Source organism: Streptomyces sp. UW30 (genome assembly GCF_008042075.1).
Lineage (GTDB): Bacteria > Actinomycetota > Actinomycetes > Streptomycetales > Streptomycetaceae > Streptomyces.
Window position 1 is genome coordinate 16,115 of record NZ_RDBN01000044.1, and the last position, 15,401, is coordinate 31,515.

Here is a 15,401-nt window from a genome sequence, read left to right on the forward strand (position 1 = left end):
ATGCACGTCCTCGTGGTGCACAACCGCTACGCCTCGGCACAGCCGAGCGGGGAGAACAAGGTCGTCGACCAGGAGGTGGAGCTGCTGCGCGCGGCCGGCCACCGGGTCGGGATGTTCGAGCGGCGCAGCGACACCATCGCCACCCGGTCCCTGATGGGCAAGGTCGCGGTGCCGCTCCTTGTGCCGTGGAACCCGGCGGTCCGCGCGGAACTCGCCGCCCGGCTTCGCACCGAGCGACCGGACGTGGTGCACGTCCACAACGTCTTCCCGCTTCTGTCGCCCGCCGTGCTGGCCGCCTGCGCCGACGCCGGCGTGCCCGCTGTCGCCACGCTGCACAACTACACCCAGGTCTGTCCGCCCGGCACGCTGCAGCGGGACGGCCGGCCGTGCACCGAGTGCGTCGGGTCCACGCCGCTGCCCGCCGTCCGGCACGGCTGCTACCGCAACTCCCGGCTCGCGACGGTGCCGCTCGCGCTCAGCCTGTCGGTCAACCGGCGGCGGTGGTGGTCCGGCGTGGAGCGGTTCTTCTGCATATCCGCCGCGCAGCGCGACGTCCTGGTGCGGGCCGGCATGCCGGCCGAGCTGCTGGCGGTGAAGCACAACTTCGTGCCCGACCCGGGAGCCCGCCGAGAGAGCGCCGGTGAGCACCTGCTCTACCTCGGCCGCCTCGCGGAGGCCAAGGGCGTGCGGCTGCTCATGGCCGCGTGGGACGAACTCGCAGCGAGCGGCGGTGTGGGCGTGCCACTCGTGATCGCCGGCACGGGGCCACTGGAGCGAGAGGTGACCGCGTGGGCGGCGGGCAGGGACGACGTGCGCTACGTCGGCCTGTACGACACGGCGGAGTGCCAAAAGGCCATCGCACGGTCGGTCGCCGTGGTGGCTCCCTCGACGTGGCTGGAGGCGTTCGGCCTGGTGGTCGTGGAGGCAATGGCAGCGGGGGTCCCGACCGTCGCCGCCGGTCACGGCGCTTTCGTCGAACTCGTCGAGGACGGGGTGACCGGGCTGTTGCACCGGCCGGGCGAGGTCGCCTCGCTCGCGGACTGCATGCGCCGGATCACGGCCGAGCCGGCCCGCAACCAAGAGATGGGCCAGGCGGCCCGGAGGAGCTACGAGCAGGGGTTCAGCCCGGCCGTAGGCCTTGAGCGCCTGGTGGAGGGGTACCGCACCGCGATCGCGGGACGGTCAGCACTGGTTCGCGGCGGAGACACCCGCGCGAGCAGGGGGGATGGGGAAAGTAAATGACACGATGCAGACTCTGCGGCTCGGAAGCGATGGCGAGCGTCGTCGATCTTGGGGCGACGCCGCCATGTGAGAGCTTTCTCGCCGCGGATCAACTGGATCAACCGGAACCGGCGTACCCGCTGCACCTGCGGGTCTGCACCGACTGCTGGCTGGCGCAGATCCCGCCGCTGATCACGCCGGAGGAGACGTTCAAGGAGTACGCGTACTTCTCCTCGTACTCGACTTCCTGGGTGGAGCACGCGCGCACGTTCGTCGCCGACACCGTGCAGCGGGTGGGTCTCGGTCCCGACGCCTTCGTGGTCGAAGTGGCGAGCAACGACGGGTACTTGCTGAAGCACGTGGTGGACCGGGGGATCCGCTGCCTGGGCATCGAGCCGTCGGTCAACGTCGGCGCCGCGGCGCGCGATGCGGGTGTGCCCACGCTCACGGAGTTCCTGTCCCCGGACACCGGCTCGGCCGTCCGCGCCGAACACGGCCCGGCGGACCTGGTCGTGGCGAACAACGTGTACGCGCACATCCCCGACGTGGTCGGGTTCACCGAGGGCCTGCGCGCCCTGGTCGCCGACGACGGCTGGGTCTCCATCGAGGTGCAGCACCTGCTGACCCTGATCGAGGAGAACCAGTACGACACGATCTACCACGAGCACTTCCAGTACTACACGGTCGCGTCCGCGATCCGGGCGCTGGCGAGCGGCGGACTCGCGCTCGTGGACGTCGAGTTGCTGCCCACGCACGGCGGCTCCATCCGGCTGTGGGCCCGGCCGGCCGAGGTGGCCGGCGAGCCCTCCCAGCGGGTGGCCGACGTGCTCGACCGGGAGAAGGCCGCCGGTCTTCAGGAACTGTCCGGGTACACCGAGTTCTCCGCCCGCGTCGCCAAGGTGCGCAGGGACCTGCTGAAGTTCCTCATCGAGGCGGCCGAGCGCGGCGAGACGGTCGTCGGCTACGGCGCCCCCGGCAAGGGCAACACCCTGCTCAACCACTGCGGCGTCCGGCCCGACCTGCTCGCGTACACGGTCGACCGCAACCCCTACAAGCACGGCAGGTTCACCCCGGGCACCCGTATCCCGATCCTGCCGCCCGAGCAGATCGCCGCGGACAAGCCCGACTACGTGCTCGTCCTCCCGTGGAACCTGCGGGACGAGCTGATCGAGCAGCTGTCCTTCATCCACGAATGGGGCGGCTGTCTCGTCTTCCCCATCCCGGAACTGAGCATTGTCGAGGTCAAGTCATGAAGGTCGTCCTGTTCTGCGGCGGTTACGGGATGCGGATGCGCAGCGGTTCCTCCGACGACGTGCCCAAACCGATGGCGATGGTCGGCCCCCGCCCGCTGATCTGGCACGTCATGCGCTACTACGCGCACTACGGGCACAAGGAGTTCATCCTGTGCCTCGGGTACGGGGCGCACCACATCAAGGACTTCTTCCTCAACTACGAGGAGACGACGTCCAACGACTTCGTGCTGCGGGGCGGTCGGACCGAGCTGCTGTCCACCGACATAGCCGACTGGACGATCACGTTCGCGCAGACCGGCATCGAGTCGCCGATCGGGGAGCGGCTGCGCCGGGTACGGCACCACCTGGACGGCGACGAGATGTTCCTCGCCAACTACGCCGACGTCCTCACCGACGCCCCGCTGCCCGAGATGATCGACCGGTTCGCCCGGCGCGACGCCGGTGCGTCGATGATGGTGGTGCCGCCGCAGTCGTCGTTCCACTGCGTGGATCTGGGCGAGGACGGCCTGGTGGGGGGCATCACCGCGGTGAGCGACATGCCGCTGTGGGAGAACGGCGGCTACTTCGTGCTCCGCCAGGAGGTCTTCGACCACATCCCGGAGAACGGGGACCTGGTCGCCGACGGCTGTGCCCAACTGGCCAAGCGCGGCCGGCTGGTGGCGCACCAGCACCGCGGCTTCTGGAAGCCGACCGACACCGTGAAGGAGCGGGCCGCGCTCGACGCCGCCTACGCCCAGGGCGACCGCCCGTGGGCCGTGTGGGAACGGGACAGCGCGGGGGCGACCGCGTGATCCGGCTCGAGGCCGGGCGCCTGGACCGGATCGCCGCGGTAGGGGCGCACTGCGACGACATCGCCATCGGCGCCGGCGGCACCCTGCTGACGATGTGCCTCGCACGGCCGGGCATCCGCATCGACGCACTGGTGCTCTCCGGCGGTGGCAGCGACCGGGAGCAGGAGGAGCGGGCCGCGCTGGCCGCCTTCTGCCCCGGCGCCGACCTGCGGCTCACCGTGCACAAGCTGCCGGACGGCCGGCTGCCCGCGTACTGGGAAGAGGCCAAGTCCGCGGTCGAGGAACTGCGCGGACAGACCGAGCCGGATCTGGTCCTGGCACCGCGCACCGACGACGCGCACCAGGACCACCGCGGCCTGGCGCAGCTGATACCCACCGCCTTCCGTGACCACCTCGTGCTCGGCTACGAGATCGTCAAGTGGGACGGCGACCTCGGCCGTCCGTCGGCGTACCAGCCGCTGTCGCCGGAGATCGCCGAACAGAAGGTGCGGCTGCTGCAGGAGCACTATCCCTCGCAGCGGCACCGGCCCTGGTACGACCGGGAGGCCTTCCTCGGGCTTGCCCGCATCCGCGGCATCGAATGCCACGCGCGCTACGCCGAGGCGTTCGCCGTCACCAAACTCACGCTCGATCTGGGGGACTGAAACTTGCGCGTACTGCTCACCGGACACCAGGGCTACCTGGGCACCGTGATGGCCCCGGTCCTTGAGGCCGCCGGTCACGAGGTCGTCGGCCTCGACGCCGGCCTGTTCGCGGACTGCGTCCTTGGCCCGCTTCCCGAGGACCCGCCAGGGCCCCGCGTGGACCTGCGCGACGTCACGGCCGACCACGTGGCCGGAGTCGACGCCGTGATCCACCTGGCCGCGCTCTCCAACGACCCGCTGGGATCGCTGGCGCCGGAGCTCACCTACGACATCAACCACCACGCCTCCGTACGGCTGGCCCGCCTCGCCCGCGAGGCCGGGGTGCAGCGCTTCCTGTACGCGTCCACCTGCTCGGTCTACGGCGCCTCCGGCGGAGACGACCTGGTGACCGAGGACGCCCCGCTGCGCCCCGTGACGCCGTACGCGGAGTCCAAGGTGCGGGTGGAGGACGACCTGCACGCGCTCGCCGACGGCGACTTCAGCCCGGTGTTCATGCGCAACGCCACCGCCTTCGGCTACTCGCCCCGGCTGCGCGCCGACATCGTGCTGAACAACCTGGTGGGCCACGCGCTCCTGTCCGGCGAAGTCCTGGTGATGTCCGACGGCACCCCATGGCGCCCGCTCGTCCACGCCGCGGACATCGCACGGGCCTTCACGGCAGCGCTGACCGCGCCGCGCGACGCGGTGCACGACCGGGCGTTCAACATCGGCAGCGAGATCAACAACGTCACGGTCGCCGAGATCGCCGAGCAGGTCGCCGAGGCGGTGTCCGGCTCGAAGGTGGTGATCACCGGGGAGACGGGCGCCGATCCGCGGTCGTACCGGGTGGACTTCTCCCGGTTCCGTGCAGCGATTCCCGGCTTCGACTGCGAGTGGACGGTGAAGCAGGGCGCGCTCGAACTCGCCGACGCCTACCGGAAGTTCGGGCTGACCCGGGACGACTTCGAGCGACGCTTCACCCGTCTTGCCGTGCTGCGCGCGGCGTCCGACGCCGGCACCGTCGACGACACCCTGCGGTGGCGCCGATGACCCAGCCCGGCGCAGAGATGCACGCGCTGGTGGAGCGGCTGTACCCGCTGTGCCGGAGCATCACCGGCGACGGCGTGCGCGCCACCCTGGACATCGTCGGCGAGTACATCCCGCTCCAGACGCACGAGGTGCCGACCGGGACCCAGGTACTCGACTGGACGGTGCCGCAGGAGTGGAACATCCGGGACGCGTACATCGCCGACGCGGCCGGCAACCGGGTCGTCGACTTCGCCGCGTCCAGCCTGCACGTGCTCGGCTACAGCGTGCCGGTGTCGGCGACCATGCCGCTGACCGAGGTGCGCGCGCACCTGCACACGCTTCCGGACCACCCGAGCTGGGTGCCGTACCGCACCAGCTACTACAAGCCGGAATGGGGGTTCTGCCTGGCCCAGGAGACCTTGGACGCGCTGCCGGACGGCGAGTACGAGGTGCGCATCGACTCCACCCTCGCCGATGGCCACCTCACCTACGCCGAGTACGTCGTCCCCGGGCAGGTCCCCGACGAGGTGATCGTCTCCTGCCATGTCTGCCACCCGTCGCTGGCCAACGACAACCTGGCCGGCATCGCGGTGGCCACGTTCCTGGCACGGGCGCTGGCGCAGGAGACGCCGTGGTACACCTACCGGTTCCTGTTCGCGCCCGGCACCATCGGGGCGATCACCTGGCTGGCCCGCAACGCGGAGCGAGTGGAACGGGTCAAGCACGGGCTGGTGCTGGCCTGCGCCGGCGACTCGGGCCAACTGACGTACAAGCAGAGCAGACGCGGCGACGCGGAGATCGACCGGGTGATGGGGCACGTACTGGCCGCCTCCGAACGCCCGCACCGCGTCACCGAGTTCACTCCGTACGGCTACGACGAGCGGCAGTTCTGCTCACCCGGGTTCAACCTCGGCGTGGGCTCCCTCAGCCGGACCCCGTACGCCGGCTACCCCGAGTACCACACCTCGGCGGACAACCCGGACTTCGTCTTCCCGGAGGCGATGGCGGACACCCTTGCCGTCTGCCGCGAGGCATTCGCCGTCCTCGACCGCAACCGGAGCTACGTCAACCTCAGCCCCTACGGCGAACCACAGCTGGGCCGGCGCGGGTTGTACGACGCGCTCGGCGGCCGCAGCGACACCAAGCAGGCCCAGATGGCCATGCTCTGGGTGCTCAGCCTCTCCGACGGCGAGCACAGTCTGCTGGACGTCACCGAGCGGTCCGGGCTGCCGTTCGACACCGTCGCCGCCGCGGCCGACGCCCTGCACGGCGCCGGGCTGATCAAGGCATGACACCGATGACCACCGAGGAGGAGAAGACGACGGCACCGGCCGGATCCGCCCGGCGGGCCTTCGCCGGCCGGCTGTCCTGGGGACTGGCCGACCAGGCGGCCTCCAGCATCAGCAACTTCGCGGTGGGGATCTACGTGGCGCGCTCGCTGGGCGTGACCGCGTTCGGCGTGTTCAGCCTCGCCTGGGTGACCTACGGCGTGGTGCTCAACGTCTCCCGCGGCCTTGCCACCGATCCGCTCGTGGTGCGCTTCAGCGGCGTGTCGGACGCGTCCTGGCGCCGGGCGGTGGCCCGGTCGTCGGGTACCGCGCTCGGCGTAGGTGCGGCCATCGGTGCCGCGTGCCTGGTGGTCGGCCTCGCTCTCGGCGGCCGCGTGGGACCTGCGTTCGCCTGTCTCGGCGTCATGCTGCCGGGGCTGCTGCTCCAAGACGCCTGGCGGTACTCGTTCTTCGCCGCGGGCGTCGGACGGAAGGCGTTCGTCAACGACCTCGTCTGGGGCGTCGCGCTCGTCCCGGCCATGGTCGTGGCGGCCCGCGTGGGCAGCGTGGCCGCTTTCGTGCTCGCCTGGGGCGCGTCCGCCACGGTGGCCGCGGGGTACGGCTGCATCCAGTCCGGCATCCGGCCCCGGATGACCCGGGCACGCGCGTGGCTTCGCGAGCAACGCGACCTCGGCTACCGGTACCTGGTCGAGAACGTCAGCCTCAGCGGCGCGAGCCAGCTGCGGGCGTACGGGCTCGGCGCGATCGTCGGGGTCGGCGCGGTGGGCGCGGTCCGCGGCGCCGAGCTCCTGCTCGGCCCGTTCCTCGCCGTGCTGATGGGGCTCTCGCTGGTCACCGTCGCGGAGGCGGCACGCGTGCTGCGCCAGGCCCCGCACCGCCTCGGCAAGTTCTGCCTCCTGCTGGGAGGCGGGCAGGCCGCCGCCGCGCTGCTCTGGGGCGGGGCGCTGCTCCTGATCCCGGACCGGGCCGGCGAACTCGTGCTCGGCGACGTCTGGCACTCCGCCGCACAGCTCATCGTGCCGGTCACCCTCGGCGTCGCGGGCGCGGGCCTCGGCACCGGCGCGGCGGCCGGGCTGCGCGCCCTCGCCGCGGCCCGGCGCAGCCTTCGCTGCCAGCTGTTCGCCTCCGCCTGCTACGTGACAGGCGGGCTCGGCGGGGCGGCCCTGGCCGGCACGGTCGGCTCGGCCTGGGGCGTCGCCGCCGCGACCCTCGCCGCTTCCGCCGTGTGGTGGCTCCAGCTGCGCTCCGCCCTGCGCGAGCACCACCAGCACTCCATTCCCGAAGTGAGGACGCCATGACCGCGCGACCCAGGCTGAGCATCGGCCTGCCCGTGTACAACGGTGAGGAGTACCTCGCCGAATCGCTCGACGCCCTGCTCGGCCAGACCTATGAGGACTTCGAGCTGGTCATCTCCGACAACGCCTCGACCGACGGGACCGAGGAAATCTGCCGCAAGTACGCCGCGCAGGACTCGCGCATCCGGTACATCCGGCTGCTGCGGAACATCGGCGCCGCGCCGAACCACAACTACGTGTTCACCGAATGCCGCGGCGAGCTGTTCAAGTGGGCCTCGCACGACGACCTTTACGCGCGCGACCTGCTGCGACGCTGCGTATCCGCGCTGGACGAGCGGCCGGACGTGATCCTCGCGCACTCCGACCAGGCGGTCATCGACGGCGAAGGACAGGTGAAGGTCCCGTACGAGTACGGGCTCGCCACCGACTCGCCGCACGCGCCGGAGCGCTTCCGCAGTTTCCTGTTCGAGCCCGGTGGCGACGACTTCTACGGGGTGATGCGTGCCGACATGCTGCGCCGGGTGAGGCCGCACAACAGCTACCACCACGCGGACCGGACGTTCGTCGCCGAGATCGTCCTGAACGGGCCCTTCCACCAGGTGCCGGAACTGCTGTACTTCCGCCGCGACCACCCCACCCGCGCCGAGCGGGCGAACCCGTCCAAGCGCTCCCGGTGCGTCAACCTGGACCCGCGCCGGGCAGGCCCGCTGCACCCGACGCCCCGGCTGCTCGCCGAGTACGTCTGGGGCTTCGTCGCGGCGATCCGGCGGGCGCCGCTGTCCCCGGCCGACCGGCGCGCGTGCTTCCGCCACCTGGCCGCGTGGATGACCAGCCGGGTCCGGCCCGGCGCCGGCGAGCGGGTCGAGGACCGCGCCCCGGTCGACCCGGACCGGCTCACCGTCTCCGTCGACGCCCTCGTCGCCGGCCGCGAAGGCCGCGAAGGTCGTGAAGGGAGGCAGGGGTGACGCCTGTGCGCGTCGGGGTGTTCGGCCTGCTCGGCTCCGGCAACCTCGGCAACGACGGGTCGCTCGAGGCCGTGCTCGGCTACCTCCGCGCCGARCACCCCGACGCGGTCGTGGACGCGCTGTGCGGCGGACCCGAGGTCGTCGCGGCCCGGTACCGGATCCCCGCGTCGCGGCTGCACTGGTACCGCGGGGAGTACCGGACCGCGTCGCGTGCGCGCGCGATCGCGGCGAAGGGTCTGGGCAAAATCGTCGACGCCGTCCGCACCGCCGCCTGGGTGCGCCGGCACGACGTGGTGATCGTGCCGGGCATGGGCGTCCTGGAGGCCACACTGCCGCTGCGGCCGTGGGGCTTCCCGTACTCGCTGTTCCTGCTCTGCGCGTCCGGCCGGCTGCTGCGCACCCGGGTCGCGCTGGTCGGCGTCGGCGCCGCCCCGATCGGCAACCGGCTGACCCGGGCCCTGGTGCGCTGGTCGGCGCGGCTGGCCGCGTACCGCTCGTACCGGGACACCCCATCCCGCGACGCGATGCGGGCGATGGGCGTGAACACCGCGCACGACGAGGTCTACCCGGACCTCGCCTTCGCCCTGCCGACGCTGCCGGCGAGTGCGCCCTCGGACCCGCCGGACGGCCCGGTCTGCGTCGGCGTCATGGACTTCCACGGCAGTGACGACGACCGCGCCGGGGCCGAGGAGATCCACCGGCGCTACGTCGACGGGACGACCCGGTTCGTCCGCGCTCTGGTCGAGGACGGCAGGCCGGTCCGGCTGCTCACCGGCGACGAGTGCGATGTGCCGGTGGTCGCCGCGATCCTCGACGCGGTGGACTCACCGCTGGTCACCGCGGCCGAAGCGGCCTCGCTGGCCGACCTGATGAAGGAGATGGCGGCGGCCGACGCCGTGGTGGCGACCCGGTACCACAACCTGGTCTGCGCGTTGAAGGTCGGCGTGCCGACGCTCGCGCTCAGCTATGCGGCGAAGAGCGACGCGCTCATGGCTCGGATGGGTCTGGGCGCGTACTGCCACCCGGCTCGCGAGGTCGACGCCGACCGGCTGCACGAGCAGTTCCGGGAGCTGGAGCAGCGATCGGCGGAGCTACGGCGGACCCTCACCGAGCGGAACCTGGTTGCCGCTGGGCAACTTGAGGATCAGTTCACCGCCTTGACCGCGGTCCTGTTCCCGACAACCGACCACGCCCACGTTCTGCGGGAGGCCCAATGAAAGCGACCAAGGTCCCGGAGATCGCGGACGCGTACCTCTTCGAGTCAACCCCGTACGCCGACGAACGCGGCTTCTTCTGCCGCACCTTCGACGCCGACGTCGTCCGCTCGGCGGGCCTCGACCCGAACGCCTTCATCCAGGACAGCGTGTCCCGCTCGGCCCGGGGCGTGCTGCGCGGCCTGCACCTGCGCTCCGGCGCCGGTGAGGCCAAGCTGGTGCGGTGCTCGTACGGGAGGATCTTCGACGTCGTCGTGGACCTGAGGGCGGACTCGCCGACCTACCGCAACGTCGCCACCTTCCAACTGTCCGGTGAGACGCAGACGACCCTCTACATCCCGGCGGGCTGCGCGCACGGCTTCCAGGCGCWGACCGAAACCGCCGACACCTCGTACCGGATCGACCGTCCGCACGATCCGGCCGAGGACGTGACGATCGCCTTCGACGACCCGGAGCTCGCCATCCCCTGGCCGTTGCCGGTCACATCGATGTCCCAGCGGGACCGGGAGGCGCCGAGCCTCGCCGAGGTCCTGAAGCACACAGAGAGTTGAGGTCGGCGTGGACACCGAAGAGTTCCAACTGCCCCGGTCGCGGATGGCGAACGAGCGGCTGCACGCCCTGGTCCCCGGGGGCGCGCACACCTACGCCAAGGGCGACGACCAGTACCCCGAGAACCTGGCCCCGGTCATCAGCCACGGCCAGGGTGCCCACGTGTGGGACGTCGACGGCAATCGCTACATCGAGTACGGCTCCGGTCTGCGCTCGGTCAGCCTCGGCCACGCGCACCCACGCGTGATCGAGGCGGTGCGGCGGGAACTCGACCGCGGCAGCAACTTCGTGCGGCCGTCCATCGTGGAGGTCGAGGCCGCGGAGCGCTTCCTGGCCACGGTGCCGACCGCCGAGATGGTGAAGTTCGCGAAGAACGGCTCCGACGCCACCACCGCCGCGGTGCGCCTGGCCCGCGCCGCCACCGGGCGCCCACGGGTGGCCATCTGCGCGGACCATCCGTTCTTCTCCGTCGACGACTGGTTCATCGCTACGACGCCGATGTCCGCCGGCATTCCGGCGGCGACCGACGAGCTCACGGTGGCGTTTCCTTACGGCGACCTGGCCGCGACGGAGGAGCTGCTCACCCGGTATCGGGACGAGGTCGCCTGCCTGATCCTCGAACCCGCCACCCACACCGAGCCGCCGCCCGGGTACCTGACCGGCCTGCGCGAGCTGGCCGACCGGCACGGCTGCGTACTGATCTTCGACGAGATGATCACCGGCTTGCGCTGGTCCGAGGCGGGCGCCCAGGGCCTGTACGGCGTCGTCCCCGACCTCTCCACGTTCGGCAAGGCGCTGGGCAACGGCTTCGCCGTCTCCGCGCTGGCCGGGCGCCGCGATCTGATGGAGCGGGGCGGCCTTCGCCATTCCGGCGAGCGGGTGTTCCTGCTGTCGACCACGCACGGTGCGGAAACGCACTCGCTGGCAGCCGCGATGGCCGTGCAGACCACGTACGTCGAGGAGGGCATCACCGCGCGGCTGCACGCCCTCGGCGAGCGGTTGGCCGCCGGTGTTCGCGAGGCCGCGGCCGGCATGGGCGTCGGCGACCACATCGTCGTCCGGGGCCGGGCCAGCAACTTGGTCTTCGCCACCCTTGACGAGAAGGGGCAGCCGTCGCAGGAGTACCGCACCCTGTTCCTGCGCCGGCTCCTTGCGGGCGGAGTGCTGGCCCCGTCGTTCGTGGTGAGCAGCGCGCTCGACGACGCCGACATCGATCACACCGTCGACGTGGTGGCTCAGGCATGTGCGGTGTACCGGAAGGCGCTGGATGCGGGTGATCCCACCCCCTGGCTGGCCGGGCGGCCGGTGAAGCCGGTCTTCCGCCGCTTGGCGTGACGGGACGTCAGCGACGCTCCCGCCGACCGGCGTCGGCCGTCCGATCGCCCAGCCGGTCGGCGGTCCGGTCGACCAGCCACGCGGTCGCCGGTGTCACCGCCAGCGCGGTGCACCAGCCGCCGAGGACGTCGGTCGGGTAGTGCGCGCCCAGGGCGACCTGCGCCCAGCCCATGGCGGCGCCGGCGACGAGCCCCGCGGCGAGCACGAGTGAGGTGCCGGCCGTCCTGCCGAGGCCGAACCGCCCGGTCACGAGCAGCGCCACCGCGAAGGCGAGCGCGGTGAGGAAGGCGGTGTGCCCGCTCGGGTAGGACAGGTTGTCGTCGCCGTGGATGGTGCGTCCCACCAGGTGCTTGAGCAGCGTCGCCGTCGCCACGGTGATGCCGACGCCGGCAACGACGAGCACGGCTGCGCGAGGTCGCCGAAGCAGCAGGCAGCCCGTCACGGTGGCCACGACCAGCGTCGCCGCCCCGACAGGCTCGCCCAAGAAGTCCGTGGCCAGAGCGACGTGCCGCCACAGCGGCCCCACACCCTCCACCGCCGCCCAGATCCGCGCGTCCACCCTGCCGGCCCGGCCGGCGTCGGCATACACGACCCCGAGCACGACGACCACCAGCGCGGCGAGGGCCGCAATCAGCCCGAGCCACACGCGCAGCGACGAGGGCAGCACCGCGGGCGCCGACCGCCCGCTCACACGCTCACCGCGTCTTGTCGACCTGCGGTGGTGACCTTCTTGTCTGCGCGCTGCCACTCGCCGACACGACTGGGATCGTCATCCAATACGGGCTGGGCCGCTGGATCGAGCAAGCTTCCCCACCAGGCAGGCACGCACTGGACTGGGCCGACTTCCACTTCCGCTCCGGCCAGGCGATCCAACGCGAGCCCCCCGTCGTGTCCGACCCACGCTCCAGCGATGACAACTGCCCTGCGGACACCCGCTCCTGGCCTCTACGACCCGGCAGAAGCCGCAAGCCTGTCCAGCCCCGAACTCGCCGACCCGGCGATCGCCCTGGTCAGGGGCATCGGGATCAGCGTCCACTTGTCACCCTAACCAACAATCCGGTCGCGGCAAACCGTCGTCGGCCGGCGCTGCGCCCGTAGCCTGCGTCGTGTGCTGCATCACCGTCCTCCCCGGCGGAAGGCGATCAGGCTTTGCGTCCCACGCCGCCGAACATGGCTACTTCGGCGGGCAGACCGCTCTCGCCGTCGTCCAGTCGCCAGCGGTTGCAGGACACGATGCCCGGTTCGAGGAGCTCCAGCCCGTTGAAGAATCCGGCGACGTCGGCTGGTGTGCGCTGGGTCAGCTTCGGTGTGCCGTGTTCGTTCCAGAACGCCACCGCGGCGTCGACGTCGGGCATGTCAGGCCGCGTGATCGTATGCGAGAGGACGAGGTGGCTTCCTGCGGGCAGTCGGTCCATCAGGCGGCGCACGATCCCGGACGCCTCATCGTCGTCCTCGATGAAGATGACGACGCCGAGCAGCATCAGTGCCACGGGCTCACTGAAGTCCAGGATTCGCTCGGCCTGCTCCAGGATGGTGTCGACGTTGCGCAGATCTTCGTCGAGGTAGTCGGTGCGTCCCTCTGGCGTGCTGGTCAGCAAGGCTTCGGCGTGGGCCAGCACGATGGGGTCGTTGTCGACGTAGACGATGCGGGACTCCGGGCGCGATGCGCTGAGCGACCTCGTGCGTGTTGTCGGCCGTGGGCAGGCCGGTGCCGATGTCGAGGAACTGCCGTATCCCGCGTTCGCCGGCGAGGTACTGAACGGCGCGTCCGAGGAACTGCCGATCTGCGAGGGCGTAGTCGCCGATGCCGGGGTGCAACGTGCGGATCTGGTCTCCGGCGGCCTGGTCGACCTCGTAGTTGTCCTTGCCGCCCAGCCAGTAGTTCCAGATTCGGGCCGTGTGCGGCTGGTCGGTCTTGATTCGCTTGCGCGCCTCGGTCGCGGCGGCGGGAATCTCGGTCACGCGGTGTCCTCCAGATCAGCCCGATTCAGCCTGCAAGGAGCAACCTAGCGGCAGGAGTTGGGGGAAGGCGACTCTCCCGAGGTGGGGCTCGGCGCAGGAAGCGAGCAGTATGACGCTCACCAGGCGCATCCGCCGAGGAGGGCTCCTGTGGCGACACGGCGAGACGACCTGGCCGGCCTCGGGCGGACCACGTCAGCAGCGTCCCTTTCACGCGGCCGGCCTCCCACCGCCGCCGTCGAAGCGTCGGACTGCCGGGAAGCAGCCGTCGAATAGCCCCCAGATTGGGTGGTTCCACGCATGAACGGACAGGGTCTGCGGGCCGTATTCTTACCCGATCGAGGCGTGTATGAGGTGGGTATCCGGCCGGATTCCTCGGTCTCAATGGGGTTTGTGCACACGGGCCGCGAGTACCGCGGCGACGGGGGATGGGGGCAACCAATGGCGACGGCGAGTAACACGGTGCGCACAGGCGCCGTACTACCAGTGGACGCGGCGCGCTGGACGATGTGGGCATTCGTCATCGTCAACGTGGTGATCGTGGAGGCGCTGTTCCTCAGTGCCGGGTCGGGCAAGAACGGGATACTCACGGTCGCCAAGTTCTTCGGGCTGCACGCGGCCTTGCTGCTGTTGTTCCAACTGCTGCTGGTGGCCCGGCTGCCGTGGCTGGATGGCCGTATCGGAATGGACCGGCTCACGGTGTGGCACCGCTGGGTCGGCTTCTCCCTGCTGTGGACGGTCCTCACTCACGCCACGCTGGTGGTGCTCGGCTACGCCACACTCGACGACACGTCCATGGGGAAGACGTTCGTCGCTCTGAGCGGGGTGCCCGCCTCCCTGCTGGGCATGCTTGCCGCGGCCGTCATCGTCGGGATCGCTACGATCTCCATCCGGCCGCTGCGGCGTCGGCTGCCCTACGAGGTGTGGCACGGTCTGCACCTGCTGCTCTACGTGGCTCTGGGCCTGTCGTTCGTCCACCAGTTGCAGGAGACGACGACGTTCACGTCCTCGGCGTTCGCCACGGCCTACTGGTGGATCCTGTGGCTGTTCGCGTTCGGCGCGCTGCTGACGGGTCGGGTCGTCATGCCGGTGTGGCGCAACGCCTACCACCGGTTCCGCGTCGCGGCCGTGGTGCCGGAGTCGGACAACGTGGTGTCTGTGTATGTCACCGGCCGCCGTCTCGACAAACTCCCTGCCCGGGCGGGTCAGTTCTGTATCTGGCGGTTCCCCGGGCACCACCACTGGTGGCTGGCCAATCCCTTCTCGCTGTCGGCGGCGCCGGACGGGCAGGGGCTGCGCCTGACGGCGAAGGCGGTGGGCAGCGCCAGCGCCGGCCTGCGCCATGTCCCCGTGGGCAGCCGTGCCTTCGTCGAGGGGCCGTACGGGGCGTTCACGTCGTTGCACCGGAGCCGGCCCGGCGTCCTGCTGATCGCCGGCGGTGTGGGGATCACGCCCGTTCGGGCCATGCTGGAGGAGCAGTCGGCCGGCGACGTTGTGGTGCTGTACCGGGTTCGTAGCGAGGCCGAGGCCGTGCTGCTGGACGAGGTGCGCCACTTGGTGGCGCTTCGGGGTGGACGGTTGCACTTGCTCACCGGCAGGACCGGCGAGGGCGGCGCCCCGCCGTTCGGCGCGGGCAGCCTGCACCAGTTGGTCCCTGACATCACCGAACGGGATGTGTATGTCTGCGGTCCGCCTGCCATGACCGGGGCCGTGCTTTCCGGTCTGCGGGAGTTGCAGGTCCCCGCGCGGCAGGTGCATGCCGAGAAGTTCGGTCTGGCCTGACCCGGAAAGGGGCCGCGCGTCGATACGGCCAGATGCGGGGCGAGTTCGTCTGTACTGCGGAACCTGTGCGCGCGGGGCGGCCCTTCCGGGTGCCGC

14 protein-coding genes and 1 pseudogene are annotated in these 15,401 nt (G+C 71.1%); 13 read left to right on the top strand and 2 right to left on the bottom strand.

Annotated features, from left to right (window positions below; translation table 11 throughout):
* The 11 genes from EAO75_RS32255 to EAO75_RS32305 are packed head-to-tail and all read left to right on the top strand — an operon-like array spanning position 1 to position 11,564.
* Positions 1–1,242 (top strand): glycosyltransferase, encoded by a 1,242-nt coding sequence (locus EAO75_RS32255; protein WP_147998713.1) that lies wholly within the window; start codon positions 1–3, stop codon positions 1,240–1,242.
* Positions 1,239–2,474 carry a class I SAM-dependent methyltransferase gene (locus tag EAO75_RS32260; RefSeq protein ID WP_147998714.1) on the top strand — a complete coding sequence of 412 codons (1,236 nt, stop codon included), beginning with the start codon at positions 1,239–1,241 and terminating at the stop codon, positions 2,472–2,474. Before EAO75_RS32255 ends, EAO75_RS32260 begins: the two co-directional genes overlap by 4 nt.
* Entirely contained in the window at positions 2,471–3,265 is a 795-nt protein-coding gene (locus EAO75_RS32265; protein WP_147998715.1) for a glucose-1-phosphate cytidylyltransferase, read from the top strand. The genes EAO75_RS32260 and EAO75_RS32265 overlap by 4 nt, the downstream gene beginning before the upstream one ends.
* Positions 3,262–3,909 carry a PIG-L deacetylase family protein gene (locus tag EAO75_RS32270; RefSeq protein ID WP_147998716.1) on the top strand — a complete coding sequence of 216 codons (648 nt, stop codon included), beginning with the start codon at positions 3,262–3,264 and terminating at the stop codon, positions 3,907–3,909. Before EAO75_RS32265 ends, EAO75_RS32270 begins: the two co-directional genes overlap by 4 nt.
* 3 nt (positions 3,910–3,912) lie before the next feature.
* Positions 3,913–4,938, top strand: a complete 1,026-nt coding sequence (locus EAO75_RS32275; protein WP_147998717.1) for an NAD-dependent epimerase/dehydratase family protein — start codon at positions 3,913–3,915, stop codon at positions 4,936–4,938.
* Complete coding sequence (locus EAO75_RS32280) at positions 4,926–6,209, top strand: DUF4910 domain-containing protein (protein WP_147998718.1); 1,284 nt, start codon at positions 4,926–4,928, stop codon at positions 6,207–6,209. The genes EAO75_RS32275 and EAO75_RS32280 overlap by 13 nt, the downstream gene beginning before the upstream one ends.
* Positions 6,210–6,214: 5 nt before the next feature.
* Positions 6,215–7,504: a hypothetical protein gene (locus tag EAO75_RS32285; RefSeq protein WP_410092501.1), complete on the top strand. Its 1,290-nt coding sequence runs from the start codon at positions 6,215–6,217 to the stop codon at positions 7,502–7,504.
* Entirely contained in the window at positions 7,501–8,466 is a 966-nt protein-coding gene (locus tag EAO75_RS32290; RefSeq protein ID WP_147998720.1) for a glycosyltransferase family 2 protein, read from the top strand. Before EAO75_RS32285 ends, EAO75_RS32290 begins: the two co-directional genes overlap by 4 nt.
* Positions 8,463–9,683, top strand: coding sequence for a polysaccharide pyruvyl transferase family protein (locus tag EAO75_RS32295; protein ID WP_147998721.1), 1,221 nt, complete (start codon positions 8,463–8,465; stop codon positions 9,681–9,683). Before EAO75_RS32290 ends, EAO75_RS32295 begins: the two co-directional genes overlap by 4 nt.
* Complete coding sequence (gene rfbC, locus EAO75_RS32300; RefSeq protein ID WP_147998722.1) at positions 9,680–10,231, top strand: dTDP-4-dehydrorhamnose 3,5-epimerase; 552 nt, start codon at positions 9,680–9,682, stop codon at positions 10,229–10,231. The genes EAO75_RS32295 and rfbC overlap by 4 nt, the downstream gene beginning before the upstream one ends.
* A gap of 7 nt (positions 10,232–10,238) precedes the next feature.
* Entirely contained in the window at positions 10,239–11,564 is a 1,326-nt protein-coding gene (locus EAO75_RS32305) for a glutamate-1-semialdehyde 2,1-aminomutase (RefSeq protein ID WP_147998723.1), read from the top strand.
* A gap of 7 nt (positions 11,565–11,571) precedes the next feature.
* Here EAO75_RS32305 and EAO75_RS32310 read toward each other — a convergent pair whose 3' ends face one another.
* A complete protein-coding gene (locus tag EAO75_RS32310; RefSeq protein WP_147998724.1) occupies positions 11,572–12,255 on the bottom strand; it encodes a phosphatase PAP2 family protein in 684 nt (227 codons plus the stop codon).
* A 219-nt stretch (positions 12,256–12,474) separates the two neighbouring features.
* On the opposite strand from EAO75_RS32310, the gene EAO75_RS46135 reads away from it, so the two are divergent.
* The gene (locus EAO75_RS46135; RefSeq protein WP_187284661.1) at positions 12,475–12,612 is read left to right on the top strand and encodes a hypothetical protein; all 138 of its coding nucleotides are present in this window, start codon (positions 12,475–12,477) and stop codon (positions 12,610–12,612) included.
* A gap of 94 nt (positions 12,613–12,706) precedes the next feature.
* Here EAO75_RS46135 and EAO75_RS32315 read toward each other — a convergent pair.
* Positions 12,707–13,526 (bottom strand): annotated as a pseudogene (locus EAO75_RS32315) (SAM-dependent methyltransferase).
* Between the two features lie 438 nt (positions 13,527–13,964).
* On the opposite strand from EAO75_RS32315, the gene EAO75_RS32320 reads away from it, so the two are divergent.
* Positions 13,965–15,305 carry a ferric reductase-like transmembrane domain-containing protein gene (locus tag EAO75_RS32320; RefSeq protein ID WP_187284662.1) on the top strand — a complete coding sequence of 447 codons (1,341 nt, stop codon included), beginning with the start codon at positions 13,965–13,967 and terminating at the stop codon, positions 15,303–15,305.
* Positions 15,306–15,401 lie beyond the last annotated feature (96 nt).